The organism is Burkholderia sp. Bmkn7, assembly GCF_041103175.1.
In the GTDB taxonomy this organism is placed as follows: Bacteria; Pseudomonadota; Gammaproteobacteria; order Burkholderiales; family Burkholderiaceae; genus Burkholderia; species Burkholderia cepacia.
The window spans coordinates 1,346,205-1,365,839 of sequence record NZ_JBGCUH010000002.1 but is presented as its reverse complement, the minus strand read 5'-3'; the positions used below and the strand labels follow the sequence as shown (position 1 = coordinate 1,365,839).

18 protein-coding genes and 1 pseudogene are annotated in these 19,635 nt (G+C 67.3%); 5 read left to right on the top strand and 14 right to left on the bottom strand.

The genetic code is table 11. The features are described from left to right. Positions 1-388: 388 nt before the first annotated feature. The gene (locus tag AB3K92_RS12135) at positions 389-1,915 is read left to right on the top strand and encodes a mannose-1-phosphate guanylyltransferase/mannose-6-phosphate isomerase (protein WP_059591696.1); all 1,527 of its coding nucleotides are present in this window, start codon (positions 389-391) and stop codon (positions 1,913-1,915) included. Positions 1,916-2,039: 124 nt separating this feature from the next. Here the strand turns inward: AB3K92_RS12135 and AB3K92_RS12130 are convergent, their stop codons facing one another. The 8 genes from AB3K92_RS12130 to AB3K92_RS12095 all read right to left on the bottom strand — a co-directional run bounded on the left by AB3K92_RS12130 (position 2,040) and on the right by AB3K92_RS12095 (position 9,227). Beyond that, positions 2,040-2,981: a transposase gene (locus AB3K92_RS12130; protein WP_021163253.1), complete on the bottom strand. Its 942-nt coding sequence runs from the start codon at positions 2,979-2,981 to the stop codon at positions 2,040-2,042. 754 nt (positions 2,982-3,735) lie between these two features. Continuing rightward, positions 3,736-4,317 (bottom strand): DUF3501 family protein, encoded by a 582-nt coding sequence (locus AB3K92_RS12125; RefSeq protein ID WP_021163254.1) that lies wholly within the window; start codon positions 4,315-4,317, stop codon positions 3,736-3,738. 31 nt (positions 4,318-4,348) lie between these two features. Then, positions 4,349-5,686 carry a heterodisulfide reductase-related iron-sulfur binding cluster gene (locus tag AB3K92_RS12120; protein ID WP_021163255.1) on the bottom strand — a complete coding sequence of 446 codons (1,338 nt, stop codon included), beginning with the start codon at positions 5,684-5,686 and terminating at the stop codon, positions 4,349-4,351. A gap of 118 nt (positions 5,687-5,804) precedes the next feature. Next, on the bottom strand, positions 5,805-6,227 hold the full coding sequence (locus AB3K92_RS12115) for a rubrerythrin family protein (protein ID WP_006497294.1): 423 nt from the start codon (positions 6,225-6,227) through the stop codon (positions 5,805-5,807). A gap of 384 nt (positions 6,228-6,611) precedes the next feature. Continuing rightward, a complete protein-coding gene (locus tag AB3K92_RS12110; protein ID WP_021164037.1) occupies positions 6,612-7,880 on the bottom strand; it encodes an RNA polymerase sigma factor in 1,269 nt (422 codons plus the stop codon). Beyond that, a complete protein-coding gene (locus AB3K92_RS12105; RefSeq protein WP_321898182.1) occupies positions 7,877-8,293 on the bottom strand; it encodes a VOC family protein in 417 nt (138 codons plus the stop codon). The genes AB3K92_RS12110 and AB3K92_RS12105 overlap by 4 nt, the downstream gene beginning before the upstream one ends. A 35-nt stretch (positions 8,294-8,328) precedes the next feature. Beyond that, positions 8,329-8,748, bottom strand: a complete 420-nt coding sequence (locus AB3K92_RS12100; RefSeq protein ID WP_021164039.1) for a YciI family protein — start codon at positions 8,746-8,748, stop codon at positions 8,329-8,331. Positions 8,749-8,873: 125 nt separating this feature from the next. Continuing rightward, positions 8,874-9,227 (bottom strand): YciI family protein, encoded by a 354-nt coding sequence (locus tag AB3K92_RS12095; RefSeq protein WP_021164040.1) that lies wholly within the window; start codon positions 9,225-9,227, stop codon positions 8,874-8,876. A 204-nt stretch (positions 9,228-9,431) separates the two neighbouring features. Here AB3K92_RS12095 and AB3K92_RS12090 point away from each other — a divergent pair, with 204 nt between their 5' ends. The 4 genes from AB3K92_RS12090 (at position 9,432) to AB3K92_RS12075 (ending at position 13,921) form a co-directional block, all read left to right on the top strand. After that, positions 9,432-11,297, top strand: a complete 1,866-nt coding sequence (locus AB3K92_RS12090) for an ExeM/NucH family extracellular endonuclease (RefSeq protein ID WP_369465166.1) — start codon at positions 9,432-9,434, stop codon at positions 11,295-11,297. Between the two features lie 285 nt (positions 11,298-11,582). After that, positions 11,583-11,969, top strand: coding sequence for a YqjD family protein (locus AB3K92_RS12085; protein ID WP_021157600.1), 387 nt, complete (start codon positions 11,583-11,585; stop codon positions 11,967-11,969). Between the two features lie 64 nt (positions 11,970-12,033). After that, the gene (locus AB3K92_RS12080; protein ID WP_369465163.1) at positions 12,034-12,618 is read left to right on the top strand and encodes a YSC84-related protein; all 585 of its coding nucleotides are present in this window, start codon (positions 12,034-12,036) and stop codon (positions 12,616-12,618) included. Between the two features lie 250 nt (positions 12,619-12,868). Beyond that, on the top strand, positions 12,869-13,921 hold the full coding sequence (locus AB3K92_RS12075) for an AI-2E family transporter (protein WP_042973615.1): 1,053 nt from the start codon (positions 12,869-12,871) through the stop codon (positions 13,919-13,921). 43 nt (positions 13,922-13,964) lie between these two features. Here the strand turns inward: AB3K92_RS12075 and AB3K92_RS12070 are convergent. The 6 genes and pseudogenes from AB3K92_RS12070 to AB3K92_RS12045 all read right to left on the bottom strand — a co-directional run. Next, positions 13,965-14,042: pseudogene (locus AB3K92_RS12070) on the bottom strand (thioesterase); the annotation flags it as partial. Between the two features lie 145 nt (positions 14,043-14,187). Next, positions 14,188-15,204 (bottom strand): NADP-dependent oxidoreductase, encoded by a 1,017-nt coding sequence (locus AB3K92_RS12065; protein WP_021157603.1) that lies wholly within the window; start codon positions 15,202-15,204, stop codon positions 14,188-14,190. A 37-nt stretch (positions 15,205-15,241) separates the two neighbouring features. Then, the gene (locus AB3K92_RS12060) at positions 15,242-16,030 is read right to left on the bottom strand and encodes an SDR family oxidoreductase (RefSeq protein ID WP_369465159.1); all 789 of its coding nucleotides are present in this window, start codon (positions 16,028-16,030) and stop codon (positions 15,242-15,244) included. A gap of 458 nt (positions 16,031-16,488) precedes the next feature. Beyond that, the gene (locus AB3K92_RS12055) at positions 16,489-17,079 is read right to left on the bottom strand and encodes a phosphatase PAP2 family protein (protein WP_021157606.1); all 591 of its coding nucleotides are present in this window, start codon (positions 17,077-17,079) and stop codon (positions 16,489-16,491) included. An 81-nt stretch (positions 17,080-17,160) separates the two neighbouring features. Then, complete coding sequence (locus tag AB3K92_RS12050; protein WP_042973617.1) at positions 17,161-18,477, bottom strand: Nramp family divalent metal transporter; 1,317 nt, start codon at positions 18,475-18,477, stop codon at positions 17,161-17,163. Further along, complete coding sequence (locus tag AB3K92_RS12045) at positions 18,426-19,478, bottom strand: helix-turn-helix domain-containing protein (protein WP_369465783.1); 1,053 nt, start codon at positions 19,476-19,478, stop codon at positions 18,426-18,428. The genes AB3K92_RS12050 and AB3K92_RS12045 overlap by 52 nt, the downstream gene beginning before the upstream one ends. Positions 19,479-19,635 lie beyond the last annotated feature (157 nt).

Below are 19,635 nucleotides of genomic sequence, written 5' to 3'. Positions count from 1 at the left end.
TCGTGCGGCCCGTGCCGCACATTCGATTCAAACGTTGCATGACGCTATTGAAGCGGTAAGAAAATTCCGCCTCAAGCGCACAAGTATTTCGAAAAATAATCGGAAATTCTTGCTGCGTAGTTTTTGAATTAAATCGGCAGCTTTTCCCGAAATGATCGCGAATCGGGAATTTTTCGGAAGCTTTACGGTTTCCGCTCGCCCTTTGCGGACGGTCAACACCAGCCGATTCACCGATTTATTTTTTACTTTTTTATTTGCACCGGATGCTGGCGAGGAAAATTCTTTCCGGCGAATGCCAGGCGAATATCAGGCAATGGGCCCGGTTTTATTGTCGATTTACTTCATGCTACAACGGCAGGCACTGACTTCAACCGTGGAGAGTGTCAACATGAATGCTCCGGCCGTGGCTGCCGAAACGCGCCATTCCCCTTCCGCCGCACCCGCCGCCGGCACGCGCGTCGCCGTGCAACCGGTGATTCTCGCCGGCGGCTCCGGCACGCGCCTGTGGCCGATGTCGCGCGAGCGCTTTCCGAAACAGCTGATCGGCTTGCTCGGCGAACATTCGTTGCTGCAGTCGACCGCGCTGCGCCTCGACGGCCTGGCGGGCGATCATCCGCTAACCGACGACGTGCTGATCGTATGCGGCGAGGATCACCGCTTCACGACCGCCGAACAGCTGCGCCTGACCGGCAAGTCCGCGTCGATCATGCTCGAGCCGATCGCCCGCGACACCGCGCCCGCGCTGACGCTCGCCGCGCTGCGGCTCGTCGCCGACGCCAACGACGCGATCATGACCGTGATGCCGGCCGACCATGCGGTGGCCGACCTGCCGCGCTTTCACGCCGCGGTCGCGGCCGGCGTGCACTGCGCGAAGCAAGGCCGGATCGCGACGATGGGCATCGTGCCCAAGCACGCGGAAACCGGCTACGGCTACATCCGCGTCGGCGCGCCGCTCGGCGACGCCGCGACGGGCAGCCTCGACGTGCGCCGCCTCGATCGTTTCGTCGAGAAACCGCATCTCGAACTCGCTCAGCAGTACGTCGCATCGGGCGAATACTGGTGGAACAGCGGGATCTTCATCGTGCGCGCATCGGTGTGGCTGAAGGCGATCCGCCAGCTCGAACCCGCGATCTACGCGGCCTGCGAACAGGCCGTCGCCCAGGGCAAGGCCGATGGCGATTTCTTCCGCGTCGATCGCGACGCATTCGCCGCGTCGCCGTCGAACTCGATCGACTACGCGGTGATGGAGCCGCTCGCGAGCCTGCCGCAACTGTGCGAGAGCGTCGTCGTGCCGCTCGACGCGGGCTGGTCGGACGTCGGCTCGTGGGATGCAATCTGGCAGATCTCGGAGAAGGACGAAGCCGGCAACGTCGGCCGCGGCCACGTGCTGCTCGAAGACGCGGAATCGACGTTCGCGCATTCGGAAAGCCGGCTCGTCGCCTGCGTCGGCACGCAGAACCTCGTCGTCGTCGAAACCCCCGACGCCGTGCTCGTCGCGGACAAGTCGCGCGTGCAGGACGTGAAGAAAATCGTCGGGCGCATCAAGGCGCAACGCGGCGCGGAAGCGTCCGATCACCGCAAGGTGCATCGCCCGTGGGGCCACTACGACTCGGTCGACATGGGCGAACGCTTCCAGGTGAAACGCATCGTCGTGAAACCGGGTGCGCGGCTGTCGCTGCAGATGCACCACCACCGCGCCGAACACTGGATCGTCGTGCGCGGCACCGCGCGCATCACGCGCGGCGACGAAACGTTCCTGCTGTCCGAAAACGAATCGACGTACATCCCGCTCGGCGTGTCGCATCGCCTCGAGAACCCGGGCAAGATGCCGCTCGAGCTGATCGAAGTGCAGTCGGGTGCGTATCTCGGCGAGGACGACATCGTCCGCTTCGACGATACCTACGGCCGCCAGTAACACACGTACACGCCCGGGGCGCCGCTTCGACGGCGGCGCCCCGGGCGATGCAGGCATGGAAAGACGAGGCTTCCGAGCGGGCGTCGTGGCACACGACGGCCCGCCCTTTTCACCGGTGCGGCGATCAGCCCACGCGGTACACGTATTCGCGACGCTCCTGCTGCACCGGATCGTTGCGGCTTTCGGACAGCGCGCTCGTGTGACGCTCGGCGATGAAGCGCTTGATGTCCGACTCCGCACGCGCGAGCGCGGACAGGCCGGCCAGCACCTCGCCTTGCGGCGCGCGTGCCGGTTCGTCGCTCGCGCCATGGCGATCGATCCACTGACGTGCCCAGTCGAGCGCGAACTGCTCGGCTTCCTCGGCATCGGTGAAGCGCGGGCCGATCAGGCCCGAACGCTCGACGCGCCGCTCGTCCTGCGAGATCTCGGCCCACGCGCGATACATCAGGTTCTGCACGGGCTGCGCGATGCCGCGGATCGTATAGCCGCGATACTCGTCGACTTGCGGTTCGGCCGCGGCGAAGCTCGCCGACGACGCACGCGCATGGCGCAACTCCACCGACCGCGCGCCCGGCACCACGAACGACGCGTCGGACGGCCGCGCTTCGGCGTCGTCCTGGATGGACGACTGCGACGCGCCTTCGCCATCCCAAACGTTTGCGTGCGCGACCGGCAATTGCCACGACTCGGGGTTTTGCCAGAACACGCCGCGCAAACGATCGTTGTCGGGCACGGGCTCGGCACGGCGTGCGGGCACGACCGGCACCGGCGGCGGCGGGATATACGCGAACGTGCGCCCGCTGAACTGGGTCAGCACGTCGATCATCTGCAGCAGCGTGCCGGACGCCAGCCATTCCTCGTAACGGCGACGGCACGTCGGCCCGGACGGGTAACGACCGGGCAGCTTCGACCAGGCTTCACCGGTCGTCAGGATCCAGAGCACCGCGTTGGCGACGACGCGCGGTTCGGCACGCGGACGCCCACGACGGTTCAGCCGGATGGGTTCATCGGCGATCAGCGTTGAAAGACGAAACCACTCTTCATCGGTAAGCTCATCGAAGAACATAGTAGATCTCTCCACGCAGCCAGGCCGGGGCTGCGATTGGCGGCGCCATCGCGACACATCGCGTCGCGGGGCGGCCAGGTTGCACATTATGCTTATCCGGTGTTGTGCATGCCGGTGCGACACCGCACTTTCACGGTGCCGCCATTCCCGGCAATGGCGCACAAATCACGGTCTCACTCCAATGTGGGAATTTTTGTGCACGAAGCATACCATCCCTAGGGTTTATCTCAATATGACAATGACTTAATGTTACGCACTGAAACAACCTGCCAAGGGTGCGTAATGTATTTATGCTTGAATTTTTTTGCGGGATCTTTATGCCCGACGCTGCAAAGGCCCGTCTGGCGGGGCTCTCCAGCGTATGAAGAATGCCCGCGAATGGGCATTTTCGGGCCGGCGCGCCCCCTGCCGGCAACAATCCCGCGCATTGCTTCCCAACATCGGTAAATCAGGGAAAAAAGCGTAACAAGATATTCACGAATCGGTAAATCATTCAAATTTCGCCGATTTTAATTATCTCCGTGCACAATCTTTTTATTGTTTCTCTGCGAGTGATGAAAGCACGGTGACGTGCGATGCACGTCTTTCGCTGGATGCAAGTTCGTGACGCCTGTTACATCTTCGCGGCGGCAGGCGAGCGATACGCGTCGCATCGCGTGCGGAGATCGCGTTTCGGGTCGGAACGGAAAAATGGAAACCGGTGCGCAGGACGCACCGGACGTGCCGGAAGCGCCGCTGACGTGCTGCGGACGCGTCAGCGCAGATCGCCGGCCAGCGATGCGGTCACGTCTGCGTCCACGCGCTGCGCCGGCATCGTGTAGGCCGGGTGATCGCAGCCGATCGACAGCGCCGCCCCGCCCTTGAGCGCCGCGCGCATCGGCGCGTCGAGCTCGAAGCGCAAGAAGTGCACGGCCGACGTCTTCTCGGCGTTGTCGCGCTCGAGATCCTCGTCGGCGATCGCATAAATGCGCGCGTGGCCGTCGACCTGCAGGTACACGCGATCCTCGACACCGATCAGCCGCGCGAGCGCCGCCCGCCGTTCGACCTCGTGCTCATACTCGATCTGCATCGTCGCCTTCAGGTTCGTGCCGTCGGGCACGAGCGGCAGATACGCTTCCAGCTCCCCTTCGATGCCGGCCTGGTCGAAGATCTTCTCGATGTGCAGCATCTCCTGGATCTGATAGCGGATCGTCGTCTCGTCCTCGAACAGGAAGCGCAGGTGGTTGCCGAGGGCTACCGCGCGGCGGCGCTTGTACGCGACGAGCCGCGCGTGTTCGGCCTTGCGGATCTTCGCGTACGCTTCGAGCGTCAGCAGGGAGTCGCGGGTCAACGTCATGGGATGTCCTCGTGGGTCGGCCTGCGGCGGCTCAGATGCCGTATGCGCGGCGCAGCAGCGTGAGCGGATGCGCGAGCGGCGCGGACGGCAGCCCGTTCTCGTCGATGCCCTGCACGATGTGATGGCCGGCCAGCGCGCAGTCCGACGACACGAAATCCGGCTGCGGCTCGGCCATCGCCTTGAACACGGGGCCGCCGATCCGCATCGCGTCCGCATGAAACTCCTTTTTCACGCCGAACGTGCCCGCGTGGCCCGAGCAGCGCTCGACGACGTTCACGCGCGTATCGGGCACGAGCGACAGCGCGTCGGCCGTCTTGCGACCGATGTTCTGCACGCGCGCATGGCAGGGCACGTGATACGACACGGTGCCGAGGCCCGTCTTGAAATCGGTCTTCAGCAACCCGTCGCGATGCCGCGCGATCACGTATTCGAACGGATCCCAGAATGCGTCGGCCACCGCGCGCACCGCGTCGTCGCCGGGGAACATCAGCGGCAGCTCGCTCTTGTACATCAGCACGCAGCTCGGAATCGCGCCGATCAGTGCATAACCTTCGCGCGCATAGCGCTCGAGTACGGGCAGGTTCACGTCCTTCTTCGCGGCCACGCCGGCGAGATTGCCCTGCTCGAGCAGCGGCATTCCGCAGCAGGCTTCGCGCGTGACGAGCTCGTAAGGGATGTCGTTGTGCGCGAGGATCGCGAGCAGGTCGTGGCCGATGCCCGGCTCGTTGAAATTCACGTAGCAGGTCGCGTAGATCGCGACCTTGCCGGGCGTGCGTTCGCCGTCGCGCACGGGCAGGCCGTCCGACGGTTTCGCCGCGCGCCGGAACTTGCGCGGCGCGAATTCCGGCAGCCACGCATGGCGATCGACGCCGAGCGTCGCTTCGAGCGCATGACGCGCGGGCGGCGTACGGTTCACCGCGTTCACCGCCTGCGTGACGATCGGAATGCCGGCAAAGTGACCGAGCGCGTCGGTGTTCGACAGCACCTTGTCGCGCAATGTCGCTTCGCCGCGCTTGTAGCGCGCGGCCTTGCCGCGCAGCATCAGGTGCGGGAAGTCGACGTTCCATGCGTGCGGCGGCACGTACGGGCATTTCGTCATGTAGCAGAGGTCGCACAGGTAGCACTGGTCGACGACCTTGCCGAACGCCGCCTTCGGCACTTCCTCGATATCGCCCATCGGCGTGTCGTCGACCAGGTCGAACAGCGTCGGAAACGCGCCGCACAGCGACACGCAGCGCCGGCATCCGGCACAGATGTCGAACACGCGCGTCATTTCCGCGTCGATCGCGGCCTGGTCGTAGAACGCATCGGACTGCCAGTCGAGCGGATGCCGGGTCGGGGCTTCGAGACTGCCTTCCTTGTGGGGCATGGGGCGCTCCAGCGTGGCGCGCATGCGCGCCAGCGCCGCCCGCGCGTGCGGGCAGCGATGAACGAACAGCCGGCCGCTTGCCGGTCGCACGGCCTGCCGTGCGGCCCGCGGCGGCCCGTCAGTCGACGAGACTGTCCAGCGCCTTCGTATAGCGGTTCGCGTGGCTGCGTTCAGCCTTCGCGAGCGTCTCGAACCAGTTCGCGATTTCGTCGAAGCCCTCGTCGCGCGCCGTCTTCGCCATGCCCGGATACATGTCCGTGTATTCGTGCGTTTCGCCGGCGATCGCCGATTCGAGATTCAGTCGCGAGGAACCGAACGGCAAGCCCGTTGCCGGATCGCCGACGGCTTCCAGGTATTCGAGATGGCCGTGCGCATGGCCGGTTTCGCCTTCGGCGGTCGAGCGGAACAGCGCGGCGACGTCGTTCTGGCCTTCGACGTCAGCCTTCGAAGCGAAATACAGATAACGCCGGTTCGCCTGCGATTCGCCCGCGAATGCGGCCTTCAGGTTCTCTTCGGTTTTGCTGCCCTTGAGTTGAGCCATTTGCGCCTCCGTTCGAGTCGGCGCGGCCGCGTGCGAAGCCGGGCCGATCAGGTATGTGGGGAACGATGCGTGCGTCGCGGCGCGCGTATCGTGCTCTTCAATCTAGGCGCTCGCGTTCGCATCCCCCAATAGGCTTTTTCAATCCGGACGATAGTCGGCGCGTTGCGCGGCGGGGCGGGATGCGTTGCCGGGATGCGTTGCCGGGTGGCGGGTGGCGGGTGGCGGGTGGCGGGTGGCGGGTGGCGGGTGGCGGGTGGCGGGTGGCGGGTGGTGTCCGGTGTCCGGTGCGCGGTGCGCGGTGCGCGGTGCGCGTTCGCGTTCGCGTTCGCGTGTGCGTGTGCGTGTGCGTGTGCGTGTGCGTGTGCGTGCTGGGCGCTGCGCGCCTCACGCGTCGGTCGCACGCCTGAGCAACAGTTCGCGCTCGCGCTCGTTGCGCGTCAGTTCCGCCGCGCGGCGGAATTCGGCCTTGGCCTCGTCGGCACGGCCGAGCTTCGCCAGCAGGTCGCCGCGCACGCTCGGCAGCCAGTGATAACGCGCAAGCGCCGGATCGTCGCGCAGCACGTCGACGAGTTCGAGCGCCGCGGCGGGCCCGAATGCCATCCCGACGGCCACCGCGCGATTCAGTTCGACGACCGGCGACGGCGCGACCTCGGCGAGCGCGTCGTACAGCGCGACGATCTGCGCCCAGTCCGTGTCCGCCGCCTGCCGCGCACGCGCATGGCAGGCGGCGAGTGCAGCCTGCAACGCATACGGCCCGCGCACGCCGCCGAGCTTCGTCGCCTGCTCCAGCGCCGCGAGGCCGCGCCGGATCAAAAGCGGATCCCAGCGGCTGCGATCCTGGTCGAGCAGCAGGACGGGCCGGCCCTGCGCGTCGGTGCGCGCGTGCATGCGCGACGCCTGCAGTTCCATCAGCGCGACGAGCCCGAGCACTTCGCTCTCGTCCGGCGCCAGCCCGGCCAGCACGCGGCCGAGCCGCAGCGCCTCGTCGCACAGCGCCGGGCGTGTCCAGTCGTCGCCCGCGGTCGCCGCGTGGCCTTCGTTGAACACGAGATAGATCACCTCGAGCACCGACGCGAGCCGCGCGGGCCGCGCATCGGCGGCCGGCACCTCGAACGGCACGTGCGCCGCCGCGAGCGTGCGCTTGGCGCGCACGATCCGCTGCGCGATCGTCGGCTCGGGCGTCAGGAACGCGCGCGCGATCTCGCCCGTCGTCAGCCCGCCGAGCAGCCGCAGCGTCAGCGCGACGCGCGCATCGGTCGACAGCACCGGGTGGCACGACGTGAAGATCAACCGCAGCAGATCGTCGCCGATGTCGTCGTCGCTCGCGTCGGCGAGCGCATCCGCGATGTCGGGCACGACATGCGCTTCGAGCGCGTCCATCTCGTGGCCGAGCTGGTCGCGTTTCGCCGCGTGGAGCGACTCCTGCCGGACCCGGTCGAGCGCGCGGCGCTTCACGGCCGTCATCAGCCACGCGGCCGGGTTGTCGGGCACGCCGTCGACGGGCCAGTGCTCGAGCGCCGCGACGAGCGTGTCCTGCGCCAGTTCCTCGGCCACGCCGACGTCGCGCACCACGCGCGCGGCGCGCGCGATGATCTTGGGCGCCTCGATCCGCCAGACCGCTTCGATCGCACGGTGAGTCGCCTCGAGCGTCACGACGCCTGCCCCTGGGCGGACGCATCCAGCGGCATGGCCATCAGCTCCCATGCATGGCCGTCCGGATCGTCGAACCCGTGGCCGTACATGTTCGGATACTCGCGCGGCGCCTGCGGCGCGGACCCGCCGGCCGCGAGCGCCTTCGCGACGATCGCGTCGACCTCGGCGCGGCTGTCGCACGAGAGGCACGTCAGCGCCTGCACCTGCGTCGCCGGATCGACGATGGTCTTGCTGGTGAAGGTCTGGAAAAACGGCCGCACGAGCAGCATCGCGAAAATCGTGTCGCTGATCTTGATGCAGGCGGCCTGTTCGTTGGTGTAGGCCGGCACGACCTCGAAACCGAGTGCCTGGTAGAACGTCTTCGCGCGCGGCAGGTCGGCCACGGGCAGGTTGATGAAAACCATCTTGTGCATGACGGATGCTCCGGTGAGACTGGATTCGGGTGGATTCAGGCCTGGGTGCGGCCGACGTGGAGATCGCGGAACCGCTCGACCGCGTCGCTCGGGGTGAGATCGTCGAGCTCGAACAGCGGCCGCACCTCGATCTCGCAGTCCATTTCGGCGCCGAACGGCGCGGGGAACCGGCGCGTCCATTCGAGCGCCTCGTCGCGCGAACGCACCTGGATCAGCGTATAGCCGGCGATCAGTTCCTTCGTTTCGGCGAACGGGCCGTCGATCACCGTGCCCTTGCCGCCCGTGTAGCGCACGCGCCAGCCACGCGCGCTCGGCCGCAGCCCGTTCGCGTCGAGCAGCACGCCGGCCCTGGCCAGTTCCTCGTGGTAGACGGTCATGGCTTCGACCAGCCGGTTGTCCGGCAACGCGTCGGATTCGCTGACGGCGTTCGCCCGGATCATGATCATGAATCGCATCGTTTACTCCTTGTCATCGGTGGAAGGCGGCGCGCGTTCGGCGGCGCCTTATCCGGACGACGGCCGGAAGACGCCCGGATCGACACGTTCCTCTACCAATCAGGGTAAATACCGAGTCGCAGCATTCACAGGAAGCACGGGCCGACCGCGCGTACCTCGACCGTGCACCATTGCGCGGCCGGGCACTGGCGCGCGATCTCGATCGCTTCCTCGCGGGTGTCGACGTCGACGAGAAAGAAGCCGCCGACCATCTCCTTCACCTCCGCGAACGGGCCGTCGAGCAGGCGCGTCTCGCCGTCGCGCACCTGCACGCGCGTGCCGCGCTCGGAACGCTCCAGCGACTCGACACCGCGCAGCACGCCGCGCGCCTTCAGCGTCTCGGCGAAATCGACCATCCGCGCGTACAGCGCCTGGCCTTCGTCGAGCGTGCGCTCGGCACGCTGGTCGGTCGGCTCGACAATCAACAGCATGTAGGACATGGATTTCTCCTGTGGGAACGGGGCGCGGCAGCGTGTGCTGCGCGATCGGGATGCGCCGCCGATGCAAAAGCGTAACAGCCGCCGTGCGCGTTGCATCGTCGGCCGATCGGCACACTGGCCGGACGGCCAATTTCGCCGCTTCCTGACATTTTGCCGTCAAGATGCTTTCCCGAATCGTCGGATTTTCTTCCTGTGGACCGCCCCATGTCACGCCTGCTTTCGCCGCCTGCCGTTGCAGCGTTCTTCGTCCTCTCCACCCTCTTCGTCCTCTTCGCCGGGCCCGCCGCGGCCGCGCCGCCGGTCAGCGCCGGCTGCGGCGGCGCAACCACGCCGATTGCCGACCTCCGCGGCGCCGGCGGCCCGTCGCCGCTGGCCGGGCAAACGACCTCGATCGAGGCGATCGTCACCGCGGCATTCACCGGCGCCGACGGCCTGGGCGGCTTCTTCGTCCAGCAGGCCGACGCGCAGCGACGGCACCGGCCGGGCGTCCCGGAAGGCGTGTTCGTGTACGCACCGAACGCGCGTGCGAAAGCCGGCGATCTCGTGCATCTCACGGGCCGCGTCGACGAGCGCTACGGCCGGACGCAGTTCACACTGTCGGGCGGCATGACCGTCTGCGCAAGCGGGCAGACCGTCACCCCGGCGACGCTTACGCTGCCGGTCGCCACGTTATCCGTGCTGGCCGCGCATGAGGGCATGCGCGTGCGCCTGCCGCAAACGCTGACGGTCAGCGATACCCACGCACTCGGCCGCTACGGCAGCGTCGTCCTCAGCCACGGCCGGCTGCGCATCCCGACCCACGTCGCACCGCCGGCCGAGGCCGCCACGCTCGCGGCAGCCAACGCACGCAATCGCATCGTGCTCGACGACGGCTCGAACCGCCGCGATCCCGCAACCGTGCGCTATCCGCCACCCGCGCTCAGCGCCGCCAACACGCTGCGCGCGGGCTACACGGTGCGCGGCGGCGAGGGTGTGCTCGAACTGCGCTACGGCGCATGGAGGCTGCAACCGGTTGCCGGCGCGGCGCCCGTCTTCGATGCCGCCTCGAACCCGCGTACCGATGCGCCGGCCCGTCATCCCGATGCCGACGCGCGCATCGTGTCGTTCAACGTATTCAACTATTTCAATGGTGACGGGCACGGCGGCGGATTCGATGCCCCGGCCGGCCGAGGCGCGAAAACGCCCGCCGTGTTCGCGCGGCAGGAGGCGAAGATCGTTGCGGCATTGCGCGCGCTGCGTGCCGACGTGATCGGGCTGATGGAAATCGCGAACAACGGCCACGGCGACACGAGCGCCGTGCGGCGTCTCGCCGCGCAGCTTGGCGAAGGCTGGCGCGTGGTCGATCCCGGCACCGCGCGGCTCGGCCGCGATGCAATCGCGGTCGCGCTGCTGTACGACAGCCGCACGGTCGAGCCGGTCGGCCGCGCCGCGACCGTCTCGCTCGGCGGCCGGCATCGCCCGCCGCTCGCGCAGACATTCCGGCGCATCGGCGGCACGCGCGCGTTGACGGTCGCGGTCAATCACCTGAAATCGAAGAACTGCCCGAACGCGACCGGCGCCGATCTCGACCGGTCGGACGGCCAGGGCTGCTGGAACGCGGCGCGCACGCGGGCCGCCGTGCGCATCGCCGGCTGGCTCGCCGGATCGCCGACAGGCGCCGCGGCCGATGGCGTACTGCTGGTCGGCGACCTGAACAGCTATGCGAAGGAAGATCCGGTTCGCGCGCTCGAATCGCGCGGCTACGCGAACCTGGTGGCGCGCTTCGTCGGCGATACTGCGTACAGCTACGTATTTCGCGGCGAGGCCGGCAGCCTCGATCACGCGCTCGCGACGCCGGCCCTGACCGCGCGCGTCAAAGCCGTGCACGTCTGGCACATCAACGCCGATGAACCGTCTGCACTGCAACCCGTGCCCGATTACAAAACGACCGCACATCGGTCGTCCTATTACGCACCCGACGCGTATAGATCGTCGGACCACGATCCCGTCGTCGTCGACCTTGCACTGGACAACGGCTCGCGAATGCCGGCCGCAGGCACAAACCCTGCTCGCCCGTACAGCGTCGATTAGTGCATTTGCATCAGCCCATCGCCTGCAATGGCACTATTTACCTGGTACCCCGGGCGACGCCATATTTACCGGACATTCACTTCGTATCGCTTCTTGTTGCACGCGTTTCGCCCATTTGAGAATTTTTTTCAATCTTCGCGCGGCCCCGCGTGGCGGGGCTTTCCGGCAAATCCGCCAACGAATTGAAAATTTGTCTCGAAACTCAACCGGGCCAAGTGAATCACATTAGTTGCTGGGATTCGTCTTATCTTCAAATTGGCCTTGAATCGAAGGAGGATAAACACCATGGCGCTCACTGACTCGATCGAACACAAGCTGGACCGCGGCCTGTCCGACATTCGTCGCACGGGCCGGCGCGTGGGACGCACGACGCGCTCGGCCGCCCGCGACCTGCATGCCGACGTCACCGACGATCTGCGCGGGCTGGTCGATGAACTCGAAGATCTGCTGAAAAACGACGGCGACGGCGATATTGCCGCGCTGCGCAAGCGCGTGCAATCCAGGCTCGATGAAGCACGCGGCGCGCTCGACCATGCGTCGGGCAGCGCAGCCGCCCGGCTGCGCGATTCCGCCGAACGCGTGTCGCAGGTCGTGCAAGACAACCCGTGGCAAACCGCCGGCGTCGTTGCCGGCCTCGCGTTCGTTGCGGGCCTGCTCCTTGCCCGCCGTTGAACGGAGCCGGCCGTCCCGCCGCCCGCCCCGTCCGTCATCAATCAGACAAAGAAGGAGAAACGCCATGCAGAAGACCTTTGCCATGAAAGCCGCCGCCGCCGTCCTGCTCGGCAGCCTCGCGCTCGCCGGCTGCACGACCACGCCGGACAAGCCGGAAGGCGCCGCGGCCAGCGCGTCGAAGCGCCAGTCGATCGACGCCAGCGTCAACGCGACGCTCTCGCGCCTCTATTCGACGGTGCCGGGCTCGCGTGAACTCGTCGCGAAATCGCGCGGCGTGCTCGTGTTCCCGAGCGTGCTGCAGGCCGGCTTCATCGTCGGCGGCCAGTCCGGCAACGGCGCGCTGCGCGTCGGCGGCAGCACGGTCGGCTACTACAACACGTCGTCGCTGTCGGTCGGCCTGCAGGCCGGCGCGCAGTCGAAGGCGGTCGTGTTCCTGTTCATGACGCAGGATGCGCTCGACTCGTTCCGCAAGTCCGAAGGCTGGTCGGCCGGCGCCGACGCGTCGGTCGCGGTCGTGAAGGTCGGCGCGAACGGCGCGGTCGACTCCAACACGGCCACCGCACCGGTCGAGGTGCTGATCCTGACCAACGTCGGCCTGATGGGCGACCTGTCGGTGAACGGCACGAAGGTCACGAAGCTCAACATCTGACGATGCGGCACGCGGCGTTGCGCCGCGTTTGCTTCCCGGCAGCGCCGCGGCCCCGGCCGCGGCGTTTTCGCATGTGCCGCGCGCAGCCGCTATGATGGCGGCACCTTTGCGGGCATACTCCGGTTCGGGCCGCCCGGCGGATGGCCGCCCGCAGCGCGTTGCGCCGTGAACCCGTGACGATCGCGAACCGATCGCGCACGGGGCAACGAGATTCAATCAAACCACGCATCAATCTGCGCGAATGTCATCCATGGATAGCGGACACGACCACCAAAAATTCTTCTATTTCCTGCTGGCCGCGGTCACCGTCGGACTCTGCTGGATTCTCACGCCGTTTTCCGGCGCCGTGTTCTGGGGCACCATACTGGCGATCCTCTTCCAGCCCGTGCAGCGGTGGCTCGCCGCACGCTTCGGCAAGCGGCGCAACCTCGCCGCGCTCGTGACGCTGTCGCTGATCGTGCTGATCGTGATCCTGCCGCTCGTGTTCGTCGCCGCGACGCTCGTGCAGGAAATCGCATACGTGTACCAGGAAATCAAGACCGCGCAGCCGAACTATTCGCAGTACTTCCAGGACATCATCCACGCGCTGCCTACGTCGATCCAGCACCTGCTGCAGAAATACGGCCTGAGCAACCTCCCGGGCATCCAGAAGAAGCTGACCGATGGCGCCGCTCAGATCAGCCAGCTCGCGGCAACCCAGGCGCTCAGCATCGGCCAGAACACCTTCCAGTTCGTCGTGAGCTTCGGCGTGATGCTCTACATGGTGTTCTTCCTGCTGCGCGACGGCGGCGAGATCGGCCGCCGCGTGCGCCGCGCGCTGCCGCTCGACGACGAGCACAAGAACCTGCTGCTGGCCAAGTTCACGACGGTCGTGCGCGCGACGGTGAAGGGCAACATCGCGGTCGCGCTCGTGCAGGGCGCGCTCGGCGGCCTGATCTTCTGGATCCTCGGGATCGAAGGCGTCGTGCTGTGGGGCGCGCTGATGGCGTTCCTGTCGCTGCTGCCCGCGATCGGCGCGAGCCTCGTGTGGGTGCCGGCCGCGCTCTACTTCCTGATGATCGGCGCGGTGTGGAAATGCGCGATCCTCGTCGCGTTCTGCGTGGGCGTGATCGGTCTCGTCGACAACCTGCTGCGCCCGATCCTCGTCGGCAAGGACACGAAGATGCCCGACTGGGTCGTGCTGATCTCGACGCTTGGCGGGATGGCACTGTTCGGCATCACCGGCTTCGTGATCGGGCCGCTCGTCGCCGCGCTGTTCATGGCGAGCTGGGACATCTACGCACGCGCCGAACAGAACGAATGACGCAACGCGTGGCCACGTGCCACGCCCCTGCCGACGCGCGCCGTCACGGATGACGAATGCGGATCACGACGGGCGCCACGGCGCCCGTCGCGTCATCCGCCGCGAGCGTCATCACGCCGCCATCTGCTGGCAATCACTTTAGGGAGACACGCCCCGACAATACATGAGACAAGTCCGAAACTTGGGCGCGGTTGATCGACCGCCTCGCGGTCGACACCCTCTCGCGGCAGCGTGCGAACGACATCGCACGCCGAGCCGCGGGCCGCTCACGCGTCCGGATCGACGCGCAGCACGAGCTTGCCGCGATGATCGCCGTCGAACAGGCGATTCAGGACGTCGGGCGCGTTTTCGAGACCGTCTGCGACCGTCTCCTCGGCCTTGAGCCGGCCGTCGCGCAGCCAGCCCGAGAGCGTCTGCACGGCCTCGCGGCTCTTGCGATAGTCGAGGATAAGGAAGCCGCGCATCGTCAGCCGCTTCGAGATCAGCACGCCGACGTCGTCCGCCGCCCGGCCGCTGTTGTAGTTCGAGATCACGCCGCACAGCGCGACGCGCCCGCCGATCACCATCCGCGACAGTACCGCGCGCATCACCTCGCCGCCGACGTTCTCGAAATTCACGTGCACGCCGTCCGGCGTCGCGGCCTTCAGCTGCTGACGGAAATCGTCGGCCTTGTAGTCGACGGCCGCATCGAAGCCGAGCGTCTCGGTCAGGTAGCGGCACTTGTCCGCGCCGCCCGCGATGCCGACCACGCGCGCGCCGTGGATCTTGCCGATCTGGCCGGCGATCGAGCCGACCGAACCGGCCGCCGCCGATACCACGAGCGTCTCGCCCGGCTGCACCGGCGCGATGTCGGTCAGCCCGTAGTACGCGGTCAGCCCGCTCATCCCGCACGCACCGAGCAGCGTCGGCAGCGGCAGGCCCGACTGCGCGGGCAGCTTCACGAGCTGCGCGGCCTGGTCGGCCGGCACGACCGCATAGTCCTGCCAGCCGACGAGCCCCTGCACGAGATCGCCTTCCGCGAAACCCGCGTTGCGCGACGCCACCACGCGCCCGATGCCGAGCGCGCGCATCACCTCGCCGATCGCCACCGGCGGCAGGTATTGCGGCACGTCGCTCATCCACACGCGGTTGGTCGGGTCCATCGACAGGTACAGCACGCGCACGAGCACCTCGCCGTCCGCGAGCGCCGGCACGGGCGCTTCGACGAGCGAGAAATGTTCGCGGCCGACCCGCCCTTCCGGGCGCGTCTTCAGCAGCAGCTGGCGGTTCACGGGTGTCGACATGCTGTTCTCCTCCAATCGTTGTGGTTCGGGATGCGCGTCAGACCGCGCACATGCCGCCGTCGATCACGAGTTCGGCGGCCGTCACGAAACGGCTCTCGTCGGACGCGAGATAAACGGCCGCATGCGCGACGTCGTCCGGCTCGCCGAGCCGGCGCAGCGGAATGCCCCGCGCGAGCTTGCGCGTCGCGTCGCGTTCGCCGAGCGACTGGAACAGCGGCTCGACGATCCCCGTGCGGATAAACGCCGGGTGAATCGAATTGCAGCGCACGTCGATCTCACGGCGCGCGCAGTCGATCGCGACCGACTTCGTGAGCGATGCGACGGCTGCTTTCGACGCGTTGTACGCGGTGAAATCCGGTTCGACCTTGAACGCGGCGACCGACGAGATGTTGATGATCGACGCGGGATGGCTTTCCGCCAGATACGACAGCGCATGCTTGCAGCCGAGCACGATGCTCTCGACGTTGATCGCCATCACGCGCCGCCATTCGTTCAGCTCGATTTGCGCGGGCGAGCCGATCGAGCCGACGCCCGCGTTGTTGACGAGCACCGACAGCCCACCCATCGCGTCGACCGCCTGCGCGAGCAGCGCCTGCCAGCGCGCTTCGTCGCGCACGTCCTGCGTCGCGGCGAACGCGACCGGCGCCGCATGGCCCGCGTTGAGTTCCTGCGCGAACGCGTCGAGCACCTCCGCGTCGGCGATGTCGGTCACGAACACGCGCGCGCCCTGCTCGACCATCCGGCGCGCGATCGCGCGGCCGAGACCGCCTGCGGCGCCCGTGATGTATGCGCACTTGCCGGCAAGGCGCGAAGAAACGACTGTCATGTGACCTGCTCCTATCGTGAATCGTCGTCGCGGAACGCTGCCGCGACGGATGTTCCGTGCCGGTTCCCGCCAGCGCGGGCCGGTCGACCCTTCGCCGCCATCACGAGGCGCCGCACGGTTTCCGCGAGTATATCGAGATGAGCGTGACGCGCGCCGGACACGCCGGCCAGCCCGCCCCGGTTGAACGACAGCCAGCGTACGCGAATGCCGCCGATCGATGAAATGAATCTTCGTTATGCCCGGTCATAGGCTGGGCTCATGACCTTCGCGTATCGGCACGCACGCGCAAGCCGGCGCGGCCGGTCACGCAGACCGGCTGGTTCGTCGAATCGTGTCATGGCGAGGGTCGGGTTCCGCGCAGGCGAGGAAGCAATCGGGAAGACGGGCGGCGTGGAATCGTGCAACCGCCGGGCGAATGCGGCAGGAAAGCGGCGCCGGGGCGCCGCGGCCGGCGACCGTCAGAAGCCGTCGCCCGACGGCGCGCGCACGAACGCGCAGAGTTGCGGCGAATGCGTGTCGATCATCTGCTGGAACGGCGCGCGGTGCCCGTACGCGATGCCGGACACGAGCAGCAGGCACACGGCCGCGACGCGCGGCGAGAATGCGCGCTGCCGCACACCATCGTAGCCGCGCAGGAACACCAGCGCGACCAGCGCGCCGAGCATCCAGCCGACGATCACTTCAGGAACGGTATGCGAATGATCGAACACCCGCGCGACGGCCGTGACCGCGCCGATGGCCAGCCCGGCCGCGATGCCGGGCACCTTGCCCGGCCGGAACGCCTGCCACAGCATCGACAGCGCGACGGTCCACACCGACGTCGACAGCATCGTATGGCCGCTGATCACGCGGAAATCGAATTGCGGAAGCTCGATGCCGCACCCGGCATACAGGATCTTCGTGGCGCCGACGACGCCCATGCCGGCGGCGAGCAGCACGCCCCAGCGGGCGGCGAGGCGCCAGTCGGTCAGCGCGAGCCAGGCCGCGCAGGTCAGCGCGATCGGCAAGGTCAGCGCGGCATCGCCGATGTTGCTGATTTCACTCCACATAACGGACTTCGGACGACGATCGAAAGGCCGCAGTTTACCGCATGCGCGCCGCGCGACTGTGTCAGCCTGTGACAGGCTGTATCAGCCCGCGACACCGGTAATCAGCAGCAGGTTCGTACCGGTGATGACGACGAACAGCGCCCACGCGGCGGCCTGCATCCCGCGCCCGATCGTGTGCTCGCCCATCGTGTTGCGATCGCTGACCGAGCGGATCAGCGGCCACATCGCGAACGGCAGCTGCAGGCTCAGCAGCACCTGGCTCCACACGAGCAGTTTCCCGACCGAGCCGTCGCCGAGCCACAGCACGCCGATCAGCGCGGGCACGAGCGCGAGCCCGCGCGTGATCAGCCGGCGCTGGTAGCACGGAATCTTCGTATGCAGGAAGCCGTCCATGATCACCTGGCCGGCGATCGTGCCGGTGAGCGTCGAACTCTGCCCCGACGCGAGCAGCGCGATGCCGAACAGCAGCGCGGCCGCGCCGCCCGCGATCGGCGTAATCAGGTTGTAGGCCTGCTCGATGTCGGTCACGTTGTGCTGGCCCGTCGCATGGAACGCCGCGCCCGCGACGATCAGGATCGCCGCGTTGACGAGCATCGCGACGAACAGCGACACGCAGGTATCGATGCGCACCAGCGCGAGCGTGTCGCGGATCACCCCGCGCGCCCCGCCGACCACGCGCCGCGTCTGCACGACCGACGAATGCAGGTACAGGTTGTGCGGCATGATCGTCGCGCCGACGATGCCGAGCGCGAGCACGATCGCGTCCTTGCGGTCGTGGCCCGGATCGCCCGGCACCAGCCCGCCGGCCACCGCGTGCCAGTCGGGCGGCGTGATCGCGACCTGCGCGACGAAGCAGAACGCCATCGTCGCGATCAGCGCGAGCACGATCGCCTCGATCTGCCGGAACCCCTTGCCCTGCAGGCCGAGCACGATCACCGTGTCGAGCGCGGTCAGCACGATCCCCCACGCGAGCGGCACGCCGAGCAGCAGCTTGAACGCGAGCGCGCAGCCGAGGACTTCCGCGATGTCGCACGCGATGATCGACACCTCGGCGGTCACCCACTGCACGATGCGGCCGACCCGCCCGTAGCGGTCGTAGCTGGCCTGCGCGAGATCCCTGCCCGCCACGAGGCCGAGCCGCGCCGCGAGCATCTGCAGGAAGATCGCCGCGAGGCTCGAGAACGCGACGACCCACAGCAGCGAATAACCGAACTGCGAGCCGGCCTGGATGTCGGTCGCCCAGTTGCCGGGATCCATGTAGCCGATCGCGACCAGCAGGCCGGGGCCGAAGAAGCGCTTGAGCTTCTGCCAGCGCGGCGCGCCGGCATCGATCGTGATGCTGCCCTTTACTTCCGACGGGCAGAAAGGGGCTGTGGCGGTGGTGGGGAGGAAGGACATGGAAACCGGGGATCGAAATCGCGACAGGACGATTCTACGGGTATCCGTCCTTTTTTTTCCCGCGCGGCGGCGCACGCGGCGCATGGCTCCCCGGCACCGTCGCAGGCCTCCCCGTGCGCATCGAGTGTCGGCGCACCGCGGGTGAGGATCCGTTCACGCTCGGAGACGCGATATTCGGTCGGCGACATCAGCATGCGCTGGCGGAACAGCTTCGCGAGCCGCTCGCCGCTGCCGAACCCGGTGCGGCGCGCGACCTTGTCGGCCGGCAGCGTCGTGTGGACCAGCATGTGGCAGGCGCGCTCGAGCCGCACGTGCTGGACGAATTCGGTCGGCGTCACGCCGATCTCCTTCTTGAAGCGCCGCAGGAAATTGCGCTCGCTCATCGCGGCGGCCTGCGCGGCGTTGGCGATCGAGATGCGGTTCACGCTCTGCGCGCGCAGCCGCTGCGCCGACATCCGGATCGACGGGCTCGCGCTCAGCTCCCGAAAGGCCCACATCGACTGCGCATAGCGTTGCTCGACCGGCCGCAGCATGTTGCTGGCGATCTCCTGCGCGGCGCCGTCGCCGAGATCGACGCGGAACATGTCGAGCACCGCGGCGAACACGTCGGCTTCGCCGGCCTGCAACTCGACCGTCGTGGCGACCCGGCGGCCGGCCCGGCCCGGCCGCCCTTCGATCGCCGCCGACGGTCGCTGCATGGCCGCGAGCGTCGGCAGGTCCATCGCGTCGACGATCCAGCGTGCGTGGCGGCGGATGTCGGTGAGGCGACGCTGCAATGCGTCGTCCCAATTGACGGCCGCACGGTCGCCGTGAAGATGAAAGAACGCGAGCGCGCGGCGACCGTGCTCGTCGCCGAGCGGATCGGCCGCGATGCTCACCCCGGACGACGACTGCAACAGCCCCCCGCTTTCGGATACGTACTTCAACTGGTAATCAGCACTGTATGCGTGCAGGCGATTCGCCAGATTGAAAGCCTCGCCAATACGCGCGGCCTGGGCCAACGAAAACCCCGTACTCAAATAGATAACGACCCATCTCTGATCTGCTGCATTCACTGGCCAAGCCCCCGACTTGTTTCGACTTCTTCTAATACCGTCGAACTGTCAGGCTTATATTTGGTTTGAATGCGTGCGACAGGACGGCTATCCCGAAATATGA

Coding starts and splice junctions, on each gene's coding strand:
- AB3K92_RS12135 (WP_059591696.1), top strand. CDS start 389: ATGAATGCTCCGGCCGTGGCTGCCGAAACGCGCCATTCCCCTTCCGCC.
- AB3K92_RS12130 (WP_021163253.1), bottom strand. CDS start 2,981: ATGTTCTTCGATGAGCTTACCGATGAAGAGTGGTTTCGTCTTTCAACG.
- AB3K92_RS12125 (WP_021163254.1), bottom strand. CDS start 4,317: ATGACGTTGACCCGCGACTCCCTGCTGACGCTCGAAGCGTACGCGAAG.
- AB3K92_RS12120 (WP_021163255.1), bottom strand. CDS start 5,686: ATGCCCCACAAGGAAGGCAGTCTCGAAGCCCCGACCCGGCATCCGCTC.
- AB3K92_RS12115 (WP_006497294.1), bottom strand. CDS start 6,227: ATGGCTCAACTCAAGGGCAGCAAAACCGAAGAGAACCTGAAGGCCGCA.
- AB3K92_RS12105 (WP_321898182.1), bottom strand. CDS start 8,293: ATGCACAAGATGGTTTTCATCAACCTGCCCGTGGCCGACCTGCCGCGC.
- AB3K92_RS12100 (WP_021164039.1), bottom strand. CDS start 8,748: ATGCGATTCATGATCATGATCCGGGCGAACGCCGTCAGCGAATCCGAC.
- AB3K92_RS12095 (WP_021164040.1), bottom strand. CDS start 9,227: ATGTCCTACATGCTGTTGATTGTCGAGCCGACCGACCAGCGTGCCGAG.
- AB3K92_RS12090 (WP_369465166.1), top strand. CDS start 9,432: ATGTCACGCCTGCTTTCGCCGCCTGCCGTTGCAGCGTTCTTCGTCCTC.
- AB3K92_RS12085 (WP_021157600.1), top strand. CDS start 11,583: ATGGCGCTCACTGACTCGATCGAACACAAGCTGGACCGCGGCCTGTCC.
- AB3K92_RS12080 (WP_369465163.1), top strand. CDS start 12,034: ATGCAGAAGACCTTTGCCATGAAAGCCGCCGCCGCCGTCCTGCTCGGC.
- AB3K92_RS12075 (WP_042973615.1), top strand. CDS start 12,869: ATGGATAGCGGACACGACCACCAAAAATTCTTCTATTTCCTGCTGGCC.
- AB3K92_RS12065 (WP_021157603.1), bottom strand. CDS start 15,204: ATGTCGACACCCGTGAACCGCCAGCTGCTGCTGAAGACGCGCCCGGAA.
- AB3K92_RS12060 (WP_369465159.1), bottom strand. CDS start 16,030: ATGACAGTCGTTTCTTCGCGCCTTGCCGGCAAGTGCGCATACATCACG.
- AB3K92_RS12055 (WP_021157606.1), bottom strand. CDS start 17,079: ATGTGGAGTGAAATCAGCAACATCGGCGATGCCGCGCTGACCTTGCCG.
- AB3K92_RS12050 (WP_042973617.1), bottom strand. CDS start 18,477: ATGTCCTTCCTCCCCACCACCGCCACAGCCCCTTTCTGCCCGTCGGAA.